At 54.0% G+C, this 21,866-nt stretch carries 19 protein-coding genes; 18 read left to right on the forward strand and 1 reads right to left on the reverse strand.

Features of this window, described 5'->3' with window-relative positions:
- The 16 genes from NTX59_05560 to NTX59_05635 form a co-directional block, all read left to right on the forward strand.
- The coding region (locus tag NTX59_05560; protein MCX5785134.1) for an SDR family NAD(P)-dependent oxidoreductase at positions 1 to 3,226 on the forward strand (3,226 nt) is incomplete at its 5' end.
- A 2-nt stretch (positions 3,227 to 3,228) separates the two neighbouring features.
- Positions 3,229 to 3,876, forward strand: a complete 648-nt coding sequence (locus NTX59_05565) for a 4'-phosphopantetheinyl transferase superfamily protein (GenBank protein ID MCX5785135.1) — start codon at positions 3,229 to 3,231, stop codon at positions 3,874 to 3,876.
- A gap of 245 nt (positions 3,877 to 4,121) precedes the next feature.
- On the forward strand, positions 4,122 to 6,005 hold the full coding sequence (locus NTX59_05570; GenBank protein MCX5785136.1) for a carbamoyltransferase: 1,884 nt from the start codon (positions 4,122 to 4,124) through the stop codon (positions 6,003 to 6,005).
- A gap of 48 nt (positions 6,006 to 6,053) precedes the next feature.
- Complete coding sequence (locus NTX59_05575; GenBank protein ID MCX5785137.1) at positions 6,054 to 6,206, forward strand: DUF5989 family protein; 153 nt, start codon at positions 6,054 to 6,056, stop codon at positions 6,204 to 6,206.
- A gap of 116 nt (positions 6,207 to 6,322) precedes the next feature.
- Positions 6,323 to 6,709 (forward strand): SxtJ family membrane protein, encoded by a 387-nt coding sequence (locus NTX59_05580; protein ID MCX5785138.1) that lies wholly within the window; start codon positions 6,323 to 6,325, stop codon positions 6,707 to 6,709.
- 283 nt (positions 6,710 to 6,992) lie between these two features.
- Entirely contained in the window at positions 6,993 to 8,510 is a 1,518-nt protein-coding gene (locus NTX59_05585) for an acyl-CoA carboxylase subunit beta (GenBank protein MCX5785139.1), read from the forward strand.
- 365 nt (positions 8,511 to 8,875) lie between these two features.
- Positions 8,876 to 9,466, forward strand: coding sequence for a 4Fe-4S dicluster domain-containing protein (locus NTX59_05590; GenBank protein ID MCX5785140.1), 591 nt, complete (start codon positions 8,876 to 8,878; stop codon positions 9,464 to 9,466).
- Positions 9,463 to 10,323, forward strand: a complete 861-nt coding sequence (locus NTX59_05595; protein MCX5785141.1) for a CoB--CoM heterodisulfide reductase iron-sulfur subunit B family protein — start codon at positions 9,463 to 9,465, stop codon at positions 10,321 to 10,323. Before NTX59_05590 ends, NTX59_05595 begins: the two co-directional genes overlap by 4 nt.
- Positions 10,324 to 10,326: 3 nt before the next feature.
- Positions 10,327 to 12,327 (forward strand): CoB--CoM heterodisulfide reductase iron-sulfur subunit A family protein, encoded by a 2,001-nt coding sequence (locus NTX59_05600; protein MCX5785142.1) that lies wholly within the window; start codon positions 10,327 to 10,329, stop codon positions 12,325 to 12,327.
- Positions 12,324 to 12,824, forward strand: coding sequence for a hydrogenase iron-sulfur subunit (locus NTX59_05605; protein ID MCX5785143.1), 501 nt, complete (start codon positions 12,324 to 12,326; stop codon positions 12,822 to 12,824). Before NTX59_05600 ends, NTX59_05605 begins: the two co-directional genes overlap by 4 nt.
- Positions 12,814 to 13,779, forward strand: a complete 966-nt coding sequence (locus tag NTX59_05610; protein MCX5785144.1) for an oxidoreductase — start codon at positions 12,814 to 12,816, stop codon at positions 13,777 to 13,779. Before NTX59_05605 ends, NTX59_05610 begins: the two co-directional genes overlap by 11 nt.
- Positions 13,780 to 13,882: 103 nt before the next feature.
- Positions 13,883 to 15,397, forward strand: a complete 1,515-nt coding sequence (locus NTX59_05615; protein MCX5785145.1) for a Ni/Fe hydrogenase subunit alpha — start codon at positions 13,883 to 13,885, stop codon at positions 15,395 to 15,397.
- Between the two features lie 225 nt (positions 15,398 to 15,622).
- A complete protein-coding gene (locus NTX59_05620; GenBank protein MCX5785146.1) occupies positions 15,623 to 16,099 on the forward strand; it encodes a hydrogenase maturation protease in 477 nt (158 codons plus the stop codon).
- Positions 16,100 to 16,399: 300 nt separating this feature from the next.
- On the forward strand, positions 16,400 to 16,729 hold the full coding sequence (locus NTX59_05625; GenBank protein MCX5785147.1) for a type II toxin-antitoxin system RelE/ParE family toxin: 330 nt from the start codon (positions 16,400 to 16,402) through the stop codon (positions 16,727 to 16,729).
- Positions 16,726 to 17,085 (forward strand): transcriptional regulator, encoded by a 360-nt coding sequence (locus NTX59_05630; protein MCX5785148.1) that lies wholly within the window; start codon positions 16,726 to 16,728, stop codon positions 17,083 to 17,085. The genes NTX59_05625 and NTX59_05630 overlap by 4 nt, the downstream gene beginning before the upstream one ends.
- Before the next feature lie 199 nt (positions 17,086 to 17,284).
- Positions 17,285 to 17,914: a hypothetical protein gene (locus NTX59_05635; protein ID MCX5785149.1), complete on the forward strand. Its 630-nt coding sequence runs from the start codon at positions 17,285 to 17,287 to the stop codon at positions 17,912 to 17,914.
- Between the two features lie 168 nt (positions 17,915 to 18,082).
- On the opposite strand, the gene NTX59_05640 is transcribed toward NTX59_05635, so the two are convergent.
- Positions 18,083 to 18,949 carry a peptidase MA family metallohydrolase gene (locus tag NTX59_05640; protein MCX5785150.1) on the reverse strand — a complete coding sequence of 289 codons (867 nt, stop codon included), beginning with the start codon at positions 18,947 to 18,949 and terminating at the stop codon, positions 18,083 to 18,085.
- A 135-nt stretch (positions 18,950 to 19,084) separates the two neighbouring features.
- Here NTX59_05640 and NTX59_05645 point away from each other — a divergent pair, with 135 nt between their 5' ends.
- Positions 19,085 to 20,239, forward strand: coding sequence for a PDDEXK nuclease domain-containing protein (locus NTX59_05645; protein MCX5785151.1), 1,155 nt, complete (start codon positions 19,085 to 19,087; stop codon positions 20,237 to 20,239).
- 286 nt (positions 20,240 to 20,525) lie between these two features.
- Positions 20,526 to 21,677, forward strand: coding sequence for a PDDEXK nuclease domain-containing protein (locus NTX59_05650; protein MCX5785152.1), 1,152 nt, complete (start codon positions 20,526 to 20,528; stop codon positions 21,675 to 21,677).
- The last annotated feature ends 189 nt before the right edge of the window (positions 21,678 to 21,866 follow it).

The raw sequence follows: 21,866 nt of genomic DNA on the forward strand, positions 1-21,866 counted from the left end.
AGCCGACCTCGGCATTGACACCGTCAAGCAGGCCGAGCTTTTTGCCGCCATACGCGAGCACTATTCCATCCCAAGGCGCGACAATGTGGCCCTTAAAGACTATCCGACTATTCGCCATTGCGTGAAGTTCGTGATGGAGGAAAAGGGCGCGACGCAGGAAACGCCGCAGCCCGCCGTAAACCCGGCAGAAGCCATACGCCATACGCCAGAGGCCGTAAGCCATGGAGAAGCCGTAGGCCATACGCCTGAGGCCATAAGCCATAAGGAAACTCCTAAAGAAGCATATGGCGTAAAGCCTACGGCTTATGGCAATCTCAGCCAGGACGAAGTCCAGGCTGAGATCCTTACTATGATCGCCGAGAAAACCGGCTATCCGAAAGATATGCTGGAGCTGGACCTGGACATGGAAGCCGACCTCGGCATCGACACTGTCAAGCAGGCCGAGCTTTTTGCCGCCATACGCGAGCACTATTCCATCCCAAGGCGCGATAATGTGGCCCTCAAGGATTATCCCACAATAAGGCACTGCATCCGTTTCGTCATGGAGGAAACGAGCCGCAAGTCACAGGTCTCAGGTCACAAGTCACAGGTGGCCGAACCCTCAGCCCTCAGCCCTCAGCCTTCAGCCCATTCCGCCAGCGTTCAAACGCTTGAACGTCCGCACACTAAAACTTCCGTTAAGGCCGCCTCGCAACCTGAATTGCTGGATGTAACCGCGATCGCGCCCGAACAAACAAAGCCCGCCTGGCCAAAACGCCACATCAGGTATGTGCCGGTAATAGCGCCGGCGCCGATAGGCCAGGAAATAATAAAAAAATTATCCCCAAAACGCCCGGTGGCGATCTTCGGTGAGGATATTGACCTGCTGAAGGCGTTCAGGGCGGAACTGAACAAACACCGTGTGGATTCTTTCATCTTTACCTCGTTAAAAACCAAAATGAAAGACTCCATTACCGTTGACTTCAAGGATCTTAAAGCTCTTGATAAAACAGTGGCTGACTTCGCCGCCGAACACGCAAATGTGCAGGGAGTCTTTTACCTTATGGGCTGCATGGTAAAATCTCTCTCGCCTGATACCAATGCCTTCGCGGACCTGAAGCGCTACGCCATGGGGCTATTCTCCGCTGGCAAGCATTTCAACAAGGCTCTTAATGACACGGAGGAAGGACACCCTACCTTTATGGCCGTGGTTACCACGCTTGACGGAGGCTTCGGCTACAAAGCAAAAGACGCCTACGACCCTGTTTACGGCTCCATCTACGGCATTGCCATGTGCCTGCGCAAGGAGCTGGAGAAAACACTGGTTAAGATGATAGACTTCGAGCCCTCCGCCTCAAACCAGTCCATAGTGCAGAAAACCTTCTACGAGCTTCTCTACTCCGACAAGCGGCTGGCCGTAACCTATCAGGACGGGAAGCGCTTCACCCTGCTGGCCCGCCCGGAAATACTGGATACCACGCATGCCCGGACCAAGCTTGAAGGCAAAACCGCGCTTATTACAGGCGGCGGCAGGGGCCTGGGCGCGCTGTTCGCTAAAATACTCGTTGAGCGCTATAAACCGAACCTGATCCTGCTTGACATTATAGATCTGGATGAAAAGTCGGCCAAGTGGGCGGCTATGAGCGACGGAGAACTTGCGTCCTACAAAACAAAAGGCCTTTGGGAAGAGCTGAAGAAAAAAATGGACAAGCCCACCCCGGCCATTTTGGAAAAAGAGTTCACAAAGATAAAGGACTCGGCCCTGCTTTACAGAGCCATAAGCGGACTGAAAGCTCTGGGCTCAAAAGTTACCTACCACAAATGCGACCTTAACGATTCCGAAGCCTTTGACGCGGTCATGGAAAGGATAAAAGCGGACTTTGGACAGATAGACGGCATAGTCCACTTCGCCGGTCTTGAACGCTCCAAAATGGTGGCGGACAAGACCGTTGAGGAATTTCTGATGATCTTCAATACCAAGGCCTCCAGCGCCATCAACCTTTGGAAAGCCGGTATTGTTAAAGACACCGGTTTCTGGGTGATGATCTCTTCCATAGCCGGCAAATTCGGCAATCTGGGCCAATCCGATTACGCCGCGGCCTCGGATTATATCGCCAAGCTCGCCAACAGCCTTACAAACAAAGGCTGCAGGGCCTTGAGCGTTGACATGACCGCTTACGCCAATATCGGCATGGCCATAAGACCCGGCGTGGAAGCTTTCCTTAAATCCCAGGAGATGGACTTCCTCTACCCGGAAGAAGGAATGAATGCCGTGGCCGATGAACTTGTTTACGGGCGGGTGCCTGAGATAGTTCTTTCAGGGAGCCTCGGGAAACTGGATTGGGACAAGCAGCTGGAATTCGCGCCCGACTTTCCCAAAGGCGGGAGTTCCGGCCTGCATTTCGTGGAAAAGATACAGTCCTGCGCCAAAGGCTCAAGCCTCGCGGCCGCGAAGGAATTTTCGCTCGCCCATGACCCGTATCTGGCCGACCACTCTATAAACGGCACTCCCTACGTGCCCGGCGTGATGGGCCTTGAAACCTTCGCCGAAGCCGCCGCCACAGTTTCAGGCGCCGCCCCGCAGGCTCTTAAAAACGTGCACTTTACCGTGCCCATAAAGCTTTTAAGGGACAAGCCGGTCGAGGCAATAATAAAAGCCGAGGCCGCCGGAGCCGGCTTTGAGCTTAAAATAGAATCCGAATTTGTAAACGCCAAGGGCATAAAAATGGGCAATGCCCGCACACATTTCACGGCGGAGGCGGGCGCGCGCTCAAAATCAGCCTGGGAAGCTCTTGAAAAGCCGGAACTTCCGAAAGCGCGTAAATATATCGTTACCGGAGAAACCATATATAAAACTTATTTCCACGGGCCCAGTTTCCAGGTTTTGGCGGGTTTTCTCTCTATAGAGAAAGAATCCGTCCTGGCTGTTTTCAAAAGGCCGGAGGCGCCGCTTTGGAAAACTGCCCACCCAAAACTTATCTTCCACCCCATGGTGATAGAAGCCATGTTTCAGGCCTGCGGGTACCGCGATGTGCACTTTGAGCGCAAGATAACGCTGCCCGACGCCGTAGGTGAAGTTACGGTTTACGATAATAACGCGCACGACCCCGCCGAACTTTATATTTACGGCCTCTACAAAGGCGCGGACGAGGACGGCAAAACGCTTTACGACGCCTACGCCTTTGATGCCGGCTTCAATCTGCTGGCCGAGATAAAAAGTTACAGAATGATAGCCACGCAGATATAGCAATGCGAGAAAACGCCGGCCGGGAAACTCTTAAAATCCTGCCAAATGGCGTAACTATAAACATAGTCAACTCCGGCGCCTTGCCTGAGCCTGAAACCTTTCTTTCCCCGGCGGAAATTGAGAAATACAATTCCTTTAAAATTCCCAAAAGAAAGGCCGACTGGCTGGGCGGGCGTTACGCCGTCAAAACACTTCTGGCCGCCGAACTTCGCCGGGAAGACCTCGTTAATATTGAAATAAGCTACGACCATTACGACCGTCCGCGGGCGGCCGGACAGATTATCAGCATCTCGCATTCGGGGGGGCTGGCGCTTGCGGCCGTTAAACCGGGGGCAGGGGAGTTCATCGGCACGGACATTGAAATGATAGAGGAACGCTGCGGCGCCTGGTATGCCGATTATTTCGCGCCCGGGGAGTTAAACGGTAACGACCCGTCGGAGGCCACAAAGCTCTGGACCATTAAAGAAGCTGCTCTTAAAGCGCTGGGACTGGGGCTTAAAGCGGACCTGCGCGACGCGCGCTTCAACAACGGAACGGTCCGTTTCCACGGAGCGGCGCTTGAGCGCTACCGAACGCTGGGTTCGCCGGCTTTCGCGGTCTCCTCTTTTTTATTCAAAGACTCCTTTTGGGTAACAACGGTGGCAGCGTAAAAGCAGGAACTACCGCATAATTTCTGTTATAGTGAATAGGGCGGGTAATACGATGTTCCATAATAAGGGGAGGGACAACCACCAAATTTTATTTTAAGGTGAAAAATTATAGGAGAGGGCAGGTGGTTGCCCTGGAGCCGCATAGCGGATGGGGGGCCCCGTTTCGGGGGGAAACCACGGGAGGGTTTCCTACGCGGCGGAAGGGTAACCACCTACCCTCCAATATTATGGTTTCAACTGTATTTATGGACGAATACATTCTAGGCATCTCCGCTTTTTACCACGACTCCGCCGCCGCTATTTTAAAAAACGGCGAAATACTGTTCGCCGCCCAGGAAGAGCGCTTCACCCGCAAAAAACACGACGCCGGCTTTCCGTCGCGCGCCGTAAAATCCGCCCTTGACTGGGCCTCGAACGAAGCCGGCTCACCGATACTTGTAAAAGACCTGGCCGCCGTGGCCTTCTACGATAAACCTTTCCTTAAATTTGAACGCCTGATTGAAACCTATTACGCTTTCGCGCCAAAAGGCCTTGCCCAGTTCCTTGAGGCCGCGCCCGTCTGGGTAAGGGAGAAAATGCTCTTAAAGGGCCTTATCAAAAAAGAACTTTCAAAAATAACGGGGGAGGATTTAAGCGGGCTGAAGCCGCTTTTCCCCGAACACCATCTCTCGCACGCGGCAAGCGCTTTCTATCCCTCGCCCTTTGAAGAAGCCGCCATAATAACACTCGACGGCGTGGGGGAATGGGCCACCGCTTCTATTTGCCGCGGCGAGGGGAAAGACATAAAGATCCTTAAGGAGCTCCGCTTCCCGCACTCCGTGGGACTGCTTTATTCGGCGTTCACTTATTACACCGGCTTCAGGGTAAATTCAGGTGAATACAAGCTGATGGGGCTCGCGCCTTACGGCGACCCGGGCTCGGAAAGGGTTAAAAAATATACCCGCCTGATCCATGAAAATCTCATAGACCTGAAGGAAGACGGCTCCGTGTGGCTGAACCAGGATTATTTTGACTACACCGCAGGCATGAAAATGACCGACGACAAAGCCTGGACAAAACTTTTTGACCTGCCGCCAAGGACGCCAGAAACTGAACTCTCACAGCCGTATTGCGACCTGGCCCTTGCGATACAGCGCATTACCGAAGACATCGTGATTAAAATGGCCCGCCACGCCAAGGCGCTTACCGGCTCAAAAAACCTTTGCCTCGCGGGCGGGGTAGCCTTGAACTGCGTAGCCAACGGCCGTGTCGGATTTGAGAAAATTTTCGACGGGCTCTGGATACAGCCCGCGGCTGGCGACGCCGGCGGAGCGCTGGGCGCGGCATTAGCTGCCAGGCACATTTACTTTGGTAAAGAAAGACGTATGCCTGAAAACGGCGAGGACTCGATGAAAGGCTCATATCTCGGCCCTGAGTACAGCGACGCGCAGATAGAAGCGGCGGCTGTTACACTGGGCGCCGTATGCGAAAAGCTTCCGGCTGAGGCGTTGGCGCCAAAAACCGCGGAATTACTGGATAAAGGTTTTGTGGTAGGCTGGTTCCAGGGCCGCATGGAGTGGGGGCCGCGCGCGCTGGGCGACCGCAGCATTCTCGGCGACGCGAGAAACCCCGGAATGCAGAAAAAACTAAACCTGAAAATTAAATACCGCGAAGGTTTCAGGCCTTTCGCTCCCTCGGCGCAGGCCGAAGACGCGCACAAGTATTTTGAAAACGGCTTTTCTTCGCCTTACATGCTGCTTGTCGACTTCGTCAAGCCGGAACTTCGCAAACCTCTGCCGGCCGGCTATCATCAAAGGCCGCTCAAAGAGAAGCTTTATTTTGAGCGTTCCAGCCTCCCCGCCATAACCCATCTTGACTATTCCGCCAGGCTTCAGACCGTGCACAAAGAGACCAACCCCCGCTACCATGAACTTATTTCGGCTTTCAAGGCCAGAACCGGCTGCGGGGTAATAGTGAACACCAGCTTCAACGTGCGCGGCGAACCCATAGTTATGACCCCCAAGGATGCCTGGCGCTGTTTTATGGGCACGGAAATGGATTACCTGGTAATGGGTAATTACCTCTTCGACAAAACGCTCCAGACTAAAAAAGGAGAAGAAAAACTGCAAAAAAGTTACGAATTGGATTAAGGAACTCCTTCCCTAACCCCTATTCGCTAACCCCTATCCCCTATATTTATGATCGATTTACTTAAAGACATCTGGAATTTTTTAAAGGAAAGGAAAAAGTGGTGGCTGCTGCCTATAATCCTGGTACTGCTGGCGGTAGGCGCGCTTATTTTACTTTCCGGAGGCTCCGCCGTAGCGCCGTTCATTTATACGGTGTTTTGAAAAATCACTAAAGTAGCCAGAAGACAGAATTCAGTAGTCAGAATAAGACATCAGCGGAAAGTAGGTTTCACCATTCTGAATTCTGGATTCTGACTACTGAATTCTATCTACTAACCATGAACCCTGAAAACGACGAAAAACGCGCAAAAGACCTGAAAATCCTGGCTATACTTGCCGTGGCCTGTCTGCTTGCCGGCCGGCTTACCTCCTGGGCGCTCTGGTACTGGCTGGCGCTTGCCCTGCTGGCCGCGGCGTTGTTCTTTAAAAAAACGGCCGCCGTTATAGCGGACGGCTGGCTCAAATTCGGACATACGTTTGGAACCATAAATTCAAGGATAATCCTTACACTGGTGTTTTATCTGGCTTTGACTCCCCTCGCCTTTATTAAAAAGCTTTTTTCCGGGGGGGACACGCTGAAACTTAAGAAAAAATCGGCGGGAGAAAGTTATTACGAACCCCGAAACCACCTTTACGTTCCGACAGATCTGGAAAAACCGTGGTAATAAGGCTCCAAAAATTTTAGAATACAAGTATAGGCAGATGGTTGTTGGTTGCTTGATAGTTTGCTAGTAGGCGGGTAGGCTGGTATGCTTTTCAGAGTTGCCAGCGGGTAGACGGCGTAGCCTACTAGCTTACCAGCCTACCAGCCGCTCATCATGCCTTGGAGGACAAATGTCAGATTTAATGGAAGACCCGATAGCCGGCGCCCAGAAAGAGGGCGAAAAGAAGAAACAGCCCAAAAAAGCGCGCATAGTAAGCGAAGCCCTTAAAAAATTCCGCGAAATAATGGCCAAAGCCTCCGCCGGAGGCCCGCCCGAGAAAATAGCCGCCCAGAAAGCCAAAGGCAAACTGACGGCCAGGGAGCGCATAGCGTATCTGGTTGACGAAGGCTCTTTCCAGGAAATCGGGCTGCTGGTGGAATCCCGCTGCACCGATTTCGGCATCAAGGACAAGCATATACAGGGCGACGGCGTAGTAACCGGTTTTGCCCGGGTAGGCGGCCGTTCCATCGCGCTGTTTTCGGAAGACTTCACCCAGCTTGGCGGCTCGCTCGGCCTGGCACATGCGAGAAAAATCGCGAATATCATGGATATGGCGCTGTCAGCGCGCATACCGGTCATCGGCATTCTGGATTCCGGAGGCGCCCGCATACAGGAAGGCGTCGACAGCCTGGATGGCTACGGGGAGATTTTTTACCGGAACGTCAAATGCTCCGGCATTATTCCGCAGATCTCGGTCATACTCGGGCCTTGCGCCGGCGGCGCCGTGTATTCCCCGGCGCTGACCGATTTCGTCTTCATGGTAAAAGGCATGAGCAACATGTTCGTCACCGGCCCGGAAGTGGTAAAAGCGGCCACCGGCGAAGAAGTGGATTTTGAAACGCTGGGCGGCTCAATGACGCACGCCTCAAAATCAGGCGTCTGCCATTTTGTGGCCAATTCCGAACCCGACTGCTTCCGCCAGTTGAAAGAACTTATAGACTTCCTGCCGCAAAGCCGCTACGAAATTCCCGCGCCTACGGTAACGAAGGACCCCGAAAACCGCAAAATGTCCATTCTGGAAAGGCTGTGCGAAGTGGACCCGCGCAGGCCCTACCGCGTGCACCATGTCGTGTGGTGGCTCTCCGACGACCACAAATTCCTTGAAGTGCATCATAACTACGCGAAAAACATCGTGGTCGGCTTTATCCGCATGGGCGGGCAGGTGGTAGGCGTAGTCGCTAACAACCCCGCCCACATGGCCGGAGCCATTGACATTAACGCCTCTGACAAGGCGGCCCGCTTCATCAGGTTCCTGAACAACTTCAACATTCCTATATTAAGCCTGGTGGATGTGCCGGGCTACTGGCCCGGAGTGGCGCAGGAACACGGCGGCATAATCCGCCACGGCGCGAAGCTTCTTTACGCCTACTGCGAAGCGACCGTGCCGAAAGTGGCGCTGGTGCTGAGAAAGGCCTACGGCGGCGCTTACATCGCCATGAGCTCAAAGTACATGCACAGCGATATAAACTTCTCGCTGCCGGTGGCGGAAATTGCGGTAATGGGGCCGCGCGGGGCCATTGAAATACTCTATTCAAAACAGATAAAAGAGGCCAAGGAAGAGGACCGGGAAGCCCTTAAGGCAAAACTCGCCAAGGAATACTCCGACAAATTCGCCTCGCCCTACCAAACCGCCACCACCGGTTCCATTGACGAAATAATAGAGCCGGCTGCCGCGCGCGAGCGCCTGATAAACGCTTTCAAAATGCTGGCGAATAAACGCAGACCCGGCGAACACGAACACACCGGAAACATACCGCTGTAAGGGTCCTTAAAGCAGTTACCGCTTGCTTTCCCGTCTGCCAAGACGGGCAGATTCGCCAATTCTATAGAGCGCACAAATGGTGCAACAGAATGGCAGACAGAAGATATAATACAAGCTTATATCTTTATGATAGCCCGAATTACGAATAAACATTTAGACTATCCCATTACAAGTCCTTTTATTAAATTATTAGTTTACCTTATACCGGCATAATCAGAAAGTGGTGGCGTACGCGGGCGCGCGCATGATATTATAGTTACAGATACCTGTTTTGGGAGGCCAGCAGTTTCTGATTCTAAGTTCTAAGCTCTAAGTTCCAAGCTCTACCTACTCTTTTCCAACCGGTTTTTTTAGGAGGTGTATCCATGCCACTTGAGCGAAAGGTCAAATACGAAAGCGAATGCGACAGGGAATTCGCCGACTGGGTGATCGGCCAGACCGGCGGAGAGAACCTGCGCCACTGCATACAATGCGGGATTTGCAGCGCCACCTGCCCGCTTGCCCTGTATATGGACTACACGCCCCGCAGGCTGATAAACCTCGCCCGCGCCGGCTTCAAGAAGGAAGTTTTAAGCTCTTTCACCATCTGGCTTTGCGCCAGCTGCTACGCCTGCCGCGTGGAATGCCCGAAAAAGATACAGGTGACGGATATCATGTACCTGCTTAAACGCAAAGCCATCGAAGAGGGCGTGTTCCCGCGCCGCTTCCCCATACCGGTGCTGGCGCGCGAGTTCGGCCGGATGATCTTCATGTTCGGCCGCGTCAACGAAACGTTGCTGGTCACGGATCTGTTCATCCGGACCAACTGGTTTAAATTCCTCGGTATGACGGGCCTGGGCCTGAACCTTATCCGCACCGGCCGCATGTCGGTACTGCCCGACTCCATTAAAAGCCGCGGCCAATTGCGCAAGGTGCTTAACGCCATCGACTCCGAAGAAAAACAGGAGGCCAAATGAAATACCAATATTTTCCCGGCTGCTCGCTTAAAGGCACCGGCCGCGCCTACGAAGAATCTTTCCTGGCCGTGTTCCGGGCGCTCGGCATTGAAGTCAAAGAGCTGGACGACTGGAATTGCTGCGGCGCCACCGCCTACATGTCAGTTGACGAGACCAAATCCTACGCGCTGGCCGGCCGCAACCTGGCTATAGCCGAGCGCGAAACCCCGGACGTTATAGCGCCCTGCAGCGCCTGCTACCTGGTGCTCAATAAAACCATGCTGGGGCTGAAGGAACATCCGGAGCTGCGCCGCAAGGTGACCGGCGCGCTGAAGGCCGGCGGCCTGGATTACAAAGGCACGGCAAAAGTGCGCCATCCTCTGGACGTGCTTGTAAACGACGTGGGCCTTGAAGAAATCAAGAAGCGCGTAAAGCGCCCGCTGACCGGCATGAAATTAGCGCCTTATTACGGCTGCCAGATCGTCCGCCCCTTCGCCACCTTTGATGACCAGCATAACCCGGTAACCATGGACAAGCTTATCGAAACCGCGGGCGCCCAATGCGTGGATTGGCCGCTGAAAACCCACTGCTGCGGCGGCAGCCTTACCGGCACCGTGCCCGAAGCCGGGCTCCGCCTTGCTTACATAATTCTCAAAGAAGCCAAAAAGCGCGGAGCGCAGGCGCTGGTAACGCCCTGCCCGCTCTGCCAGTTCAACCTGGACGGCTACCAGGACCAGATAGCGCGCAAATACGAGAGAATAGACATCCCCGTGCTCTATTTCACGCAGGTGATAGGGCTTGCAATGGGCATCCCCGCGTCGGAACTCGGTATCAAGCGCGGCATTATTTCCGCCAAAGCCATATTGGCGGGGAGGTAATTTATGTCAGAGAATAAACCGAAACAGGAAAATCTGCCCCGCGTCGGATTTTATATCTGCCATTGCGGCAGCAACATCTCCGGCATGATAGACGTGGCTGAAGTGCAGAAATACGTAGCCGGCCTGCCCGGCGTGGCCGTTTCGCGCGATTACAAATATATGTGCTCCGACCCCGGCCAGGAGATGATAGCCAAAGATATAAAAGAGCACAAGCTTGAGCGCCTTGTGGTGGCCGCCTGCTCGCCCAACCTGCATGAGGAAACTTTCCGCAAAGCCGCGGCCAGGGGCGGCCTTAACCCGTTCTACTTCCAGATGGTAAATATCCGCGAGCACGCCGCCTGGGTGCATACGGACAAAAAGGCCGCCACCGAAAAGGCCAAAGATCTGGTCCGCGCGGCCGTGGCCCGCGTGCGCTTCCACCAGGCCCTGGAGAAAAAACGCGTGCCGGTGGACCCCAATGTGCTGGTGGTGGGCGGCGGCATAGCCGGCATACACGCGGCTTTGACGCTCGCCAATGCCGGCAAAAAGGTAACGCTGGTGGAGCGCGACGCCACCATCGGCGGCCATATGGCCATGTTCGACAAAACCTTCCCCACGCTCGACTGCGCGGCCTGCATACTGACCCCCAAGATGTCGGCGGTAAAGGCACACCCCAATATAACGCTCTGGACCTACTCCGAGGTGAACAAGGTGGAAGGCTCCGTCGGGAATTTCAAGGTAACGGTAAAGCGCAAGCCCCGCTACGTTAAGGAAGACCTCTGCGTGGGCTGCATGGAATGCATAGACGCCTGCGTCTTCAAGACCCCCACGTTCCCCGACAAGTTCAACCAGGGGCTGGGCAAGCGCAAGCCGGTATATATAGACTTCCCGCAGGCCACGCCGAAAGTGGTGCTGGTGGACCCGCAAACCTGCATACAGCTTAAAACCGGCAAATGCAAAAAAACCTGCGCCGAAGCCTGCGACCGGAATGCTTTCGATTTTGACCAGAAAGAGGAGCTGAAGGAAATACAGGTGGGCGCCATAGTGCTGGCCACCGGTTTTAAGACCTACGACGCGAAGCGCGACCACCAGTACGGCTACGGCCGCTACCCCGGCGTTTACACCGCGCTTGAAATAGAGCGCCTGGTAAACGCCTCCGGCCCCACCTCCGGCGAGATCGTGCTGCGCGACGGCAAGCACCCCAGGGCGGTGGGCATAGTGCATTGCGTGGGCTCCCGCGACGAGAAAACCAACAAGTGGTGCTCCCGCGTGTGCTGCATGTATTCGCTGAAGCTCGCGCACCTTATAAAGGAACATTCCGGCGCCGAAGTCTACAACTTCTACATAGATATGCGCGCGCCGGGCAAGGCTTACGAAGAATTCTACGACAAGCTGCTCGGCGAGGGCGTGCACTTCATCCGGGGCCGCGTGGCCGAGATTACCGACTGGGCCATGACGCCCGACGAAGAGGGCCGCCTGGTAATGCGCGTGGAAGATACGCTGGCCGGTTTTGTGCGGCGCATCCCTGTGGACATGGTCGTGCTGTCCACCGGCCTTGAGCCGCAGGCCGACGCGCAGGAGGTCCGCCGCCGCTTCAATATCGGCTGCGGCACCGAAGGGTTTTTCCAGGAGCGGCATCCGAAGCTGGCCCCCGTGAACACTTTCACCGACGGGATATATATAGCCGGAGCCTGCCAGGCGCCGCGCGACATTCCCGACACCGTGGCGCAGGCGGGCGCCGCCGCGGCCGAGGCGCTGGCCCTTATAGACGCCGGGTTCGTGGAGCTTGAGCCCAACACCTCGCATGTGATAGAGGACGAATGCTGCGGCTGCAAGTCCTGCGTGCCGCTGTGCCCCTATACCGCCATCACGTTCGACGAGGCCAAGAAAAAAGCGGTGATAAACGAGGTCCTCTGCAAGGGCTGCGGCGTATGCGCCGCGGCCTGCCCGTCCGGCTCTATACGGCAGAACCTGTTCGAGGATGACGAGATATTCAGCGAGATCAAGGGGGTACTGACGAAATGAGCGAAAAATTCGAACCTAAGATCGTGGCTTTCTTCTGCAACTGGTGCACTTACACTGCCGCCGACCTGGCCGGGGTCTCGCGACTTAAATACGCCCCGAACGTGCGCGTTATACGCGTAATGTGCTCGGGCCGCGTGGACCCGCAGTTCGTGCTGGACGCATTCGCGCGCGGCGCGGACGGCGTGCTGCTGGGCGGCTGCCACCCGGGCGACTGCCATTACGCGGAGGGCAATTATAAAACCCTGCGCCGCATGCGCATGCTTGAGCGGATGTTGAAAGCCATGGGCATTTACGACGGCCGCTTCCGCCTGGAGTGGATCTCCGGCGCGGAGGGGGACAAAGTGCGCTCCGTGGTCAACGATATGACCGAAAAAGTGCGCGCGCTCGGGCCCCTGAACCTGCCCGGCAAATTCACGGAATGGGACAAGGAAATAGAGGAGCTTGAGGCCCATGTAAACGGCGGTTCCAAAAAGGAGGCGACAGTCCATGCCCGATAAACCCAAAGTAGCTTTCTACTGGTGCGCGTCCTGCGGCGGCTGCGAAGAAGCGGTGGTGGACCTGGCCGAGGACATCCTTACCGTGGTGGGTGCCGTGGATATCGTGCTGTGGCCCGTAGCAATGGATTTCAAGAAAGCCGACATTGAAGCCCGGCCCGACAAGTCTATTGTAGCCGCTTTTATTAACGGCGCCGTGCGCACTTCCGAGCAGGAAGAATGGGTGCGCATGCTCCGAAAAAAGAGCCAGGTGGTGGTCTCTTTCGGCGCCTGCGCGAACTCGGGCGGCATCCCAGCGCTGGCCAACCAATCCCGCAAAGAAGATATTCTCAAATATGTTTACGAAGATTGCCCCGGCGTGGACAACCCGGACAAAACCCGGCCCCGGATAAAATGCGAGGACGAAGGCCACACGCTTACTTTGCCCGAGCTGCGGAGCATGGTGCGTTCGCTCGACCAGGTTATAGACGTGGATTATTACCTGCCCGGCTGCCCGCCCACCCCCAAGCTTATTATGGCCGCTGTACAGGCCCTGCTTTCAGGGAAGCTCCCGCCCAAGGGAACGGTGCTGTCGCCTGATATAGCGCTTTGCGAGGAATGCAAGCGCAAGGATTCCAAACCCGCCGACCTCGCGCTGACCGAATTCAAGCGGCCCCACCAGATACAGATAGACCCGGAAAAGTGCCTGCTTGCGCAGGGAATAGTCTGCATGGGCCCGGCCACACGCGGCGGCTGCGAAGCCCTCTGCCCGGGGGGGAATATGGCCTGCACCGGTTGCTTCGGGCCGACCTCAAGGGTGAAAGACCAAGGCGCCAAGTTCGTCTCGTCGGTGTTTTCGAACATCGCCCCCAAAGAAGAAAAAGATATAGACGCCGTCCTTGACGGCATTCCCGACCCCATCGGGACTTTTTACCGCTACGGCCTTTCAAAGTGCCTGCTGCGGCGCAAGCTTAATTAACAGCAGGGTATAGAGGCCAGGTAATAGGGGTTAGAGAAGGAATTCCTTCCCCAACCCCTCGCCTCTAGCCCCTAACCCCTAATAGTGATTCAAGGAGTAATATATGGACAAAACCGCTCAGAAAGTTTGGAACCAGGCGCACCAGCAGGCCAACTCCGGCCGGCGCACCGTCACCATTGACCCGATAACGCGCCTGGAAGGGCACGGCAAGATAGAGATATTCCTAAACGACCAGGGCAACGTGGACCGGGCCTATCTGCAGATACCGGAACTGCGCGGCTTTGAAGTATTCAGCCAGGGACGCCCGGCGGAGGATATGCCGCAGATAACCTCGCGCATCTGCGGGGTATGTCCCACGGCGCATCACATGGCCGCGGCCAAAGCTCTGGACGACCTTTACGGCGTGAAATGCCACCCCGTGGGCAGGAAGATACGCGAACTGGTCTACAACGCCTTTATGCTTGAAGACCACGCCCTGCACGTGTATGTTCTGGGCGGACCGGATTTCATCGTCGGGCCCGACGCGCCGAAGGAAATGCGCAATATCGTAGGGGTTATCGGCAAGGTGGGGCTCGACGTGGGCAAAAGAGTTATATCCATGCGCCGGCGCATCCGCGAGATAATAAACTACGCGGGCGGCAAGGTTATCCACCCTGTTATGGGCCTGCCCGGCGGCGTGGCCAAGGGGATCTCGGCTTCTGAACTGCCGAAATTCAAAGAGATAGCCAAAGACGGCCTGGAATTCGCAAAGTTCACCTTGCAGGTTTTCCACGACATCGTTTTAAGGAACGACGCCTATGTAAAGCTGATAACCTCGGACACGTTCACGCATAAAACCTACTATATGGGTTTGGTGGACAAGAATAACAAGGTGAATTTCTACGACGGGGATGTGCGCGTGGTTACGCCCGAGGGCAAAGAATACGCCAAATTCCCCATACAGAAGTACCTTGAGCATATCTCGGAGCATGTGGAACCCTGGAGCTACATTAAATTCCCTTTCCTTAAAAAAGTAGGCTGGAACGGCTTTGTGGAAGGCGGCTCAAGCGGCGTTTACGCCGTGGCTCCCATGGCGCGCCTTAACGCGGCCGACGGCATGGCCACGCCGGAAGCGCAGAAGGCGTACGAGGAATATTTCAAGGTGCTGGGCGGCAAGCCCGTGCACCATACACTGGCCAACCACTGGGCGCGCGTGGTGGAAATGCTGCAGGCCGCCGAGCGCATAGTGGAACTGGTCAACGACCCGGAACTGACCGGCAAGGAATTCCGCACCATCCCCACCAAAACCCCGAAGATAGGGGTGGGCGTGGTGGAAGCGCCGCGCGGAACGCTTATACACCAGTACGAGACCGACGAGAACGGCCTGATACGCCGGGCTAATCTTATAGTGGCTACTTTGAACAATTCCGCGCGCATAGCCATGAGCGTGGACAAGGCGGCTAAAGGCCTTATCAAGGGCGGCAAGGTAGACGACGGCCTGCTGAACATGGTGGAGATGGCTTTCCGCGCCTATGACCCGTGCTTCGGCTGCGCCACTCACACTCTGCCCGGCGAGATGCCGATGATCGTAACGCTGCGCGACATGAAAGGCGGAGTTATCAGAGAGATCCGGCGGTAGAAGAACAGCCAGTTCGCAGGGCCTGTCGGGGGACTGGAACGCAAAACCGTAGTCGGCCACACCGTGGCCGCTACTCCCATCCTCAGCCTCGCCGCTATGCAAGTCTCGGCTTCCGGAGGGTTTTGCTGACCTATGGACGTGCCGTATCAAGCGCTATGCGCAACAGACGGCCTAACCCAGCTCCCCCGCCACCCACTCCACCAATTATTAGTTCAGAAATAAAAAATGAAAAAATTCCAAAAAACACTCGTTCTTGCCTTAGGCAACGATATTCTTGGCGATGACGGAGTGGCTTTTCACGCGGCCAGGATTTTAAGCGCTGAATTCCCCGGCAGCGTTGATGTAATGGAAACCGGGGAGGCTGGGCTGCCGCTGCTTGATTTTCTTGAGCCCTACACTAAGGCTCTTATTCTTGACGCGGCGGCCACGGGCAAGTGCCCGGCGGGGACTATTCTCCGCTGGGACCGGGATGATTTCCGGCGCTGCGTGGCGCCGTCGCAGCACGCGGCCGGGCTGCCGCATATTCTGGAGCTGGCGGAAAGGCTTGGGATGGCTTTTCCGGGGGAGCTTCAGGTGGTATGCATGGAAGTGAGAGACCCCACGGTATTCAGGGAGACTCTTACGGCGGAGGCGGAACAGGCCCTGCCCGCCATGGTGAATATGGCCCGAGAGATACTGACCGGCTGGGGCTGCCAGGATTGAGAAAGGAAATTATTTAAAATATGGTGAATTCCTTTCCGGAAACCCCCCGAAAATAAACCCCGCCCACCCTTCCTATTTTTCCGACGCATATCACGTTTCTCTGGTTATATTCCGGCGCCTCTTTAAATTAATAGGTACATTTGCCCCGCCCTTTCACGATACATCCGAATAACCCGCCCATTTGAACACGACAATACGGTGTCGCGTTGGTCTGCTATGCTATTTATAACCATAGCCCTGAAAACCGCCAAAGGGGCATTGACAATCTGTCTTTTATAGGATACACTATAGGAGAGACATATGCAGCCGCAAAAACGGAAGGTTTTGCACTATGTCACCGCTGGTAAAGACTTATTCGGGGAATGGCTGCAAAGTCTGCCGGATATTTCAGGGCAGGCAGCGATAGTTAAGCGCATAGCGCGCGTTGAAGAAGGAAATTTCGGGGACCACCGCGCCTTGGGCCGGGGTGTTTGGGAACTACGGATACATTACGGACCGGGTTACCGCGTTTATTATGGTGAGGATGGCCCAATTATAGTCCTATTGATCTGCGGAGGCGATAAAGGAACCCAAAAGAGAAATATCCGCAAAGCACAACGGCTTTGGACTGAGTGGGGGAGAAGAAAATGAAAAACACTATATCCCATCAAAGTTGGCTTAAAAAATACCTTGCCGTTCCCGAAAAAGCCGCCGCTTACCTTAACGCAGTAGCGGAAGACAAGGATATTAGGTTCCTGCTGAAAGCCCTGCGCAATGTGGTCAAAGCCCAGGGAGGCGTAGGCGTGCTGGCGAAGTCCACAAAGATGAGCCGTACCACTCTTTATAAAACGCTTTCGCCAGCCGGCAACCCGGAAATCAAAACGCTGAAAACCATACTGGAGATTTACGGCATCCGTATCGGCTTTTTTGCTATTGGCCGCAATAGCCGCCGTCGGCCATCCTCATTACGACCGCCTTATGACGCCACGCACTACCTGACAACATAGTAGAAAATACCCAAAAATAGTCTTTTACGCCGCCACACCGCGCTGTCGCGTCCGTCTGCTATCCTATTGCAGGAAATGCCTGAATATAGGGCGATTAAGAGGACGAAGATAAACCCTGAAAGGGCTTGACGCGGAAGCTTTGGACCTGATATACTAGCTTGTAAATATTTATTAACAGATGTTAGAAGAAATTAACAATATGGCCATGAAATTATCCGCGCTTTCGCTGCTCAATAACAGATCACAGACGGCGGTCCTGCGTTTTCTCTGGAAAAGCCGGGCGGAATGGAGCGGAAGGGAAATAGCGCGGCAAACGGGTATAAGCGCCCCCGCCTGCCATCAGGCCCTGAAACAGCTCGACGCCGGGGGACTTGCGCTTTTCAGACGTATTGCCAACCTCCATTTGTACCAGATAAATCCCGAAAATTATCTGGTCGAACATATCTTTACCCCGTTATTCAAGGCCGAAGCCGCCCTCCCCGGCCAGGTGCTGAAAACCATCGCGGTTTTTTTTGCGAAATACCCGGGCAGGAAAAAGACCGTTTCCGCAGTTACGTTCGGCAGCATGGTAACGGGGCGGAAACGTCTCCATAGCGGTCTGGATCTGCTGGTAGTTACCGCCGACTACACAAGCGCAAAGAAAATGGAGCGGCGCATACAGGAGCTGCAAACAACAGTTTACCGTAAATTCAACATCCAGCTTTCACCATACATTCAGACGCTGGCCGGGATAAAAGCGAAGCTCAGACAGAAATCGCCCTTAATTGCCAGGATCCTTAAAAATGGGCGCCGCATATACGGCAAAGACCTTAAAGTGGTTTTACTATAACATGGGAGATTTTTGAAAATTAAAGGATGGACCGCGGCCGGGCTGCGGCGGGAAAGATGTTAGTGGAGTGATGGGTGGAGTGTGAGTATTTTTTGGCTTTTCTGCCTGCGGCATATAGCTTACGGCAGCTTATTGTAGCGCTCTTACTTCTTCCCTAGCCCCTATCCACTAGCCTCTGCCGTTACCATATTTTTCTTTCAGATACTTGTGCCATGCGTCGCTGAACTCATTTTCCGGCATTGCGAATATCCGCTCATAAGCGGCGGGATCCTTGATGAATTCCAGCAATTTCCCGCTCCCGTATTTTTTCAGGATAAAATCCACCACGGTACAGGAAAAAGTATAGCCCCCGTACTTCAGGAAATTTTCGTGCATATTTGAAATAGTAGGCACCTTATTTGCCGCCACCGCCTCTTTTATCCGTTTTTTATCGTTTTTCCCCAACGGGCCCTCGTAATAAACCGCTAAACCTTCGTCCAGCCAGGCGGGCAGGCCGTCGCGACTCCAATTGCGGTACTCAAAAGTAACGCTATGCACAAACTCGTGAACGGCGGCCCTGACGACATCCTTATATTTATGATATGACCCGGGATGGTTCGGAGAGGCGATCCTTAATACTCTTTCATCGGGGTCGAAATTGCCCACCATCCAGTCCTGAGAGTTCTCGCCGAACGTTCTGCGGTGGTAAGACCGTATATCCGGGTATATTTCCACTTTCAGCCTATTCGCCGGATGTATTTTGAACGATTTCGTCACCCTGGCGTAGTTGTTTTCCAGGGCGGCAAACATATCCTGCAGCGCGGCCTTGTCCTCGGCAAAATAGAAGTTAAAATGTTCCGTAGTATATGTGCTTTTTAATATCTCCGCCACAGAGCTGTCCGCATGCCCGTATTTAGCCCCTTCGTGCGAAGAACTGCTGAGCTGGACAGTAGCAGTAGATACGGCGGAATTATCCTGCGCGCGCACAGCCTGCGCGCCTGCCAGCAAGATGGCCGCGGCAAGCCCTCTCGCCATTGTTCCGTTAAATTTTTTCATTAGAAGCACCTCCACCATACCCAATATCCAGGGCCTGAGCCCGTTTCCAAATAATAACACAAAAATAGCCATTTCTAAAACGACAATACGCTGTCGCGTTGGTCTGCTATGCTATTTCTATGACATGGGGGAATTATGACTATAAAAAACCAGGCAAAGAAAATTGTGCAGTCTGTGGCAGGGCATGACTTCGCGGGGTTAATTCAAGCCCTCAGGCATGTTCACGAGAATTTAAAGTATCAGGCGGCAAAGGCTGTTAACACCAACCTGACCCTGCGCAACTGGCTGTTCGGCTACCGCATTAAGGAATACGAGTTAAACGGCAGAGACCGCGCAAAATACGGCGAAGGATTATTTGCCGCCTTAGCCGAAAAACTTACCGGGCAGAGAATTCCTAATTGCGCCCAATGGCAACTTTATCTCTACCGTAACTTTTATCTGGCTTTCCCGGAGATTTTTGGGACGCTGTCCCAAAAATTGCAGTTCATGCTTCCTGACAAACCACAGGCAAGCGAAATTATGGGGACAATGTCCCCACAATCCGGCTTCCCTCCGGATAAACTCCTGAATGACCTTTCCTACAGCCATTTTGAAGAATTAACGGAAGTGGAGCCCGGGCCTAAACGCAATTTCTATATCGGCGAATGTATCCGCGGCAACTGGTCGGTCAGAGAGTTGAAACGGCAGCTCGCAAGCCTTTATTATGAACGATCCAGACTCTCAAAAAATAAGGATAAACTTTCGCGGATAACACAGGCAAAAGCCGAGACGCTTACTGCTGAACAAATTATCCGGAACCCCTATGTTTTCGAATTTATTGGCGCAAAACCCAGGGAAGTTATGGCGGAGTCCGACATGGAAGACGCCCTTCTGACTAAGCTGCAGGATTTCCTGCTGGAGCTGGGGAGAGGCTTCTGCTTTGAAGCCCGGCAGAAACGGATACTTATAGGCGGAGAGCATTACTTTATTGACCTTGTGTTCTACCACAGAATTCTCAAGTGCCATGTGCTGATCGAACTGAAGACAGATAGTTTTAAGCACGAGCATCTCGGGCAGATGAACACTTACGTGAACTGGTATAAGAAAAATGAGGCCGCCAAGGGAGACAACCCTCCCATCGGGATACTGCTGTGCACCAAAAGAAATCATGCGCTTATCGAATATGCCTTATCAGGAATCGACAACCGCTTGTTTATCTCAAAATATCAACTTGCGTTGCCCAGAAAAGACGAAATCCAAGCTTTTCTTGATAAGCAAATCAACTATGGAGGCTTGAATAAAATCGGATAGTAATGCTGATTATCTTTTTCTTCCATCCGGATTTGCTTAAAAAATCCGGTTTACCCCGCACTTTGGCCGCTTCGGAAAAAGTGCGGGGGGTGATGGGGAAGTCGGTATCTTTTTCTTTTCTGCCTAGCAAAAGGCAGCTGCCTTTTATACACAACCCGACAGCCTTTTCCCTGTCGCTCTTGTAACACAATCAAAAATAATCATTTCCAACACGACAGACAGTTGTCGCGTTGGTCTGCTATGCTATTTGTAGAAGATGGACATTTTAAACGGTGGAGGTTTAGATATGAAAAAGCCCAAACCCGCTTCAAAAAAACTCAATCTAACCCCGCAGAAGCCGGTCGGGCAGCCGAGGCAAACACAGACAACTGGGCCGTGGCAACCGGCCATTATAGATGAAGCGGGCCTTCTATCTGATCTTCGGGCGCTCATCCAGTCCGCGCGCCAGCGTGTGGCCACTGTGGCTAATTCCACGCAAACCTTGCTTTACTGGCATGTGGGGCGGCGCTTATTGAAAGAGAACCTTCAGGGCGCCCGGGCTGCCTACGGGAAACGAATTCTCGCGACAGTGTCGCAAGAATTGCGCGCTGAATTTGGGGAAGGTTTTACCCTTCGCTCGCTTTACCGCTCAATCCAGTTCTTTCAGTCATTCCCCGATAAAGCAATTGTGTCGACACTGTCGACACAATTGAGCTGGAGCCACTTTATAGAGATCCTTCCCTTAAAAGACCCGCTTGCCCGCGACTTCTATGCCGAGATGTGCCGGATAGAGCATTGGGATGTCCGCACGCTCAGGCAGAAAATCGGCGGCATGTTATTCCAGCGCACCGCCCTGTCAAAGAACACCAAGGCGGTCATCTCCGCGGAGCTCACAAATCTCCGTGAAGGCCGCGTAACCCCAGATACCGTCTTCCATGACCCCTACTTTCTGGATTTCCTGGGGCTAAAAGGAGCCTACAGCGAGCGTGACCTGGAAAGCGCCATCCTGCGCGAGATAGAGAGTTTCCTGCTGGAGATGGGCGCCGGTTTCAGCTTCGTCGCCCGCCAGAAGCGCATGAGCGTCGGAAAGGACGATTTTCATCTTGATCTGCTCTTCTACCATCGCCACCTACGCAGGCTTGTCGCTATCGAGTTAAAGCTTGAGTCCTTCCAACCCGCACATGTGGGGCAAATGGGATTTTACCTCCGCTGGCTGGACAAGTATGAACGCGCCGCCGGGGAGAAATCCCCGATCGGCCTCATCCTTTGCGGCTCGGCCGATGCCGAACAGGTGGAACTCTGCCAGCTGGAAGACAAATCTATCCGTGTCAGCGAATACTTCACCGAATTGCCGCACATGGCGCTCCTACGGACCCACCTCCACCAGGCCATTGAACACGCCAGAGAGCTGACCGCCAGATGCCGGACAACCCGTTTAAAACAGGAAAAGCTGCTATGAAATTCAGGATATGATTTAGGCGTAAAAACTGTTGTTTTCAATATTTTTCTTCCGGATTGTTAAAAACCCGTGCCTGTCCCACACTTTGGCCTGTTCCGGAAAAAGTGCGAGATTCTCCCCGGCGGTTTGGTTGCGGGGGGATTGTCTTTGCCTATGGCTTATGGCCTATGGCATATGGCAGCAGTCTTA

It is taken from the genome of Elusimicrobiota bacterium, assembly GCA_026388155.1.
Lineage (GTDB): Bacteria > Elusimicrobiota > Elusimicrobia > Elusimicrobiales > UBA9959 > UBA9634.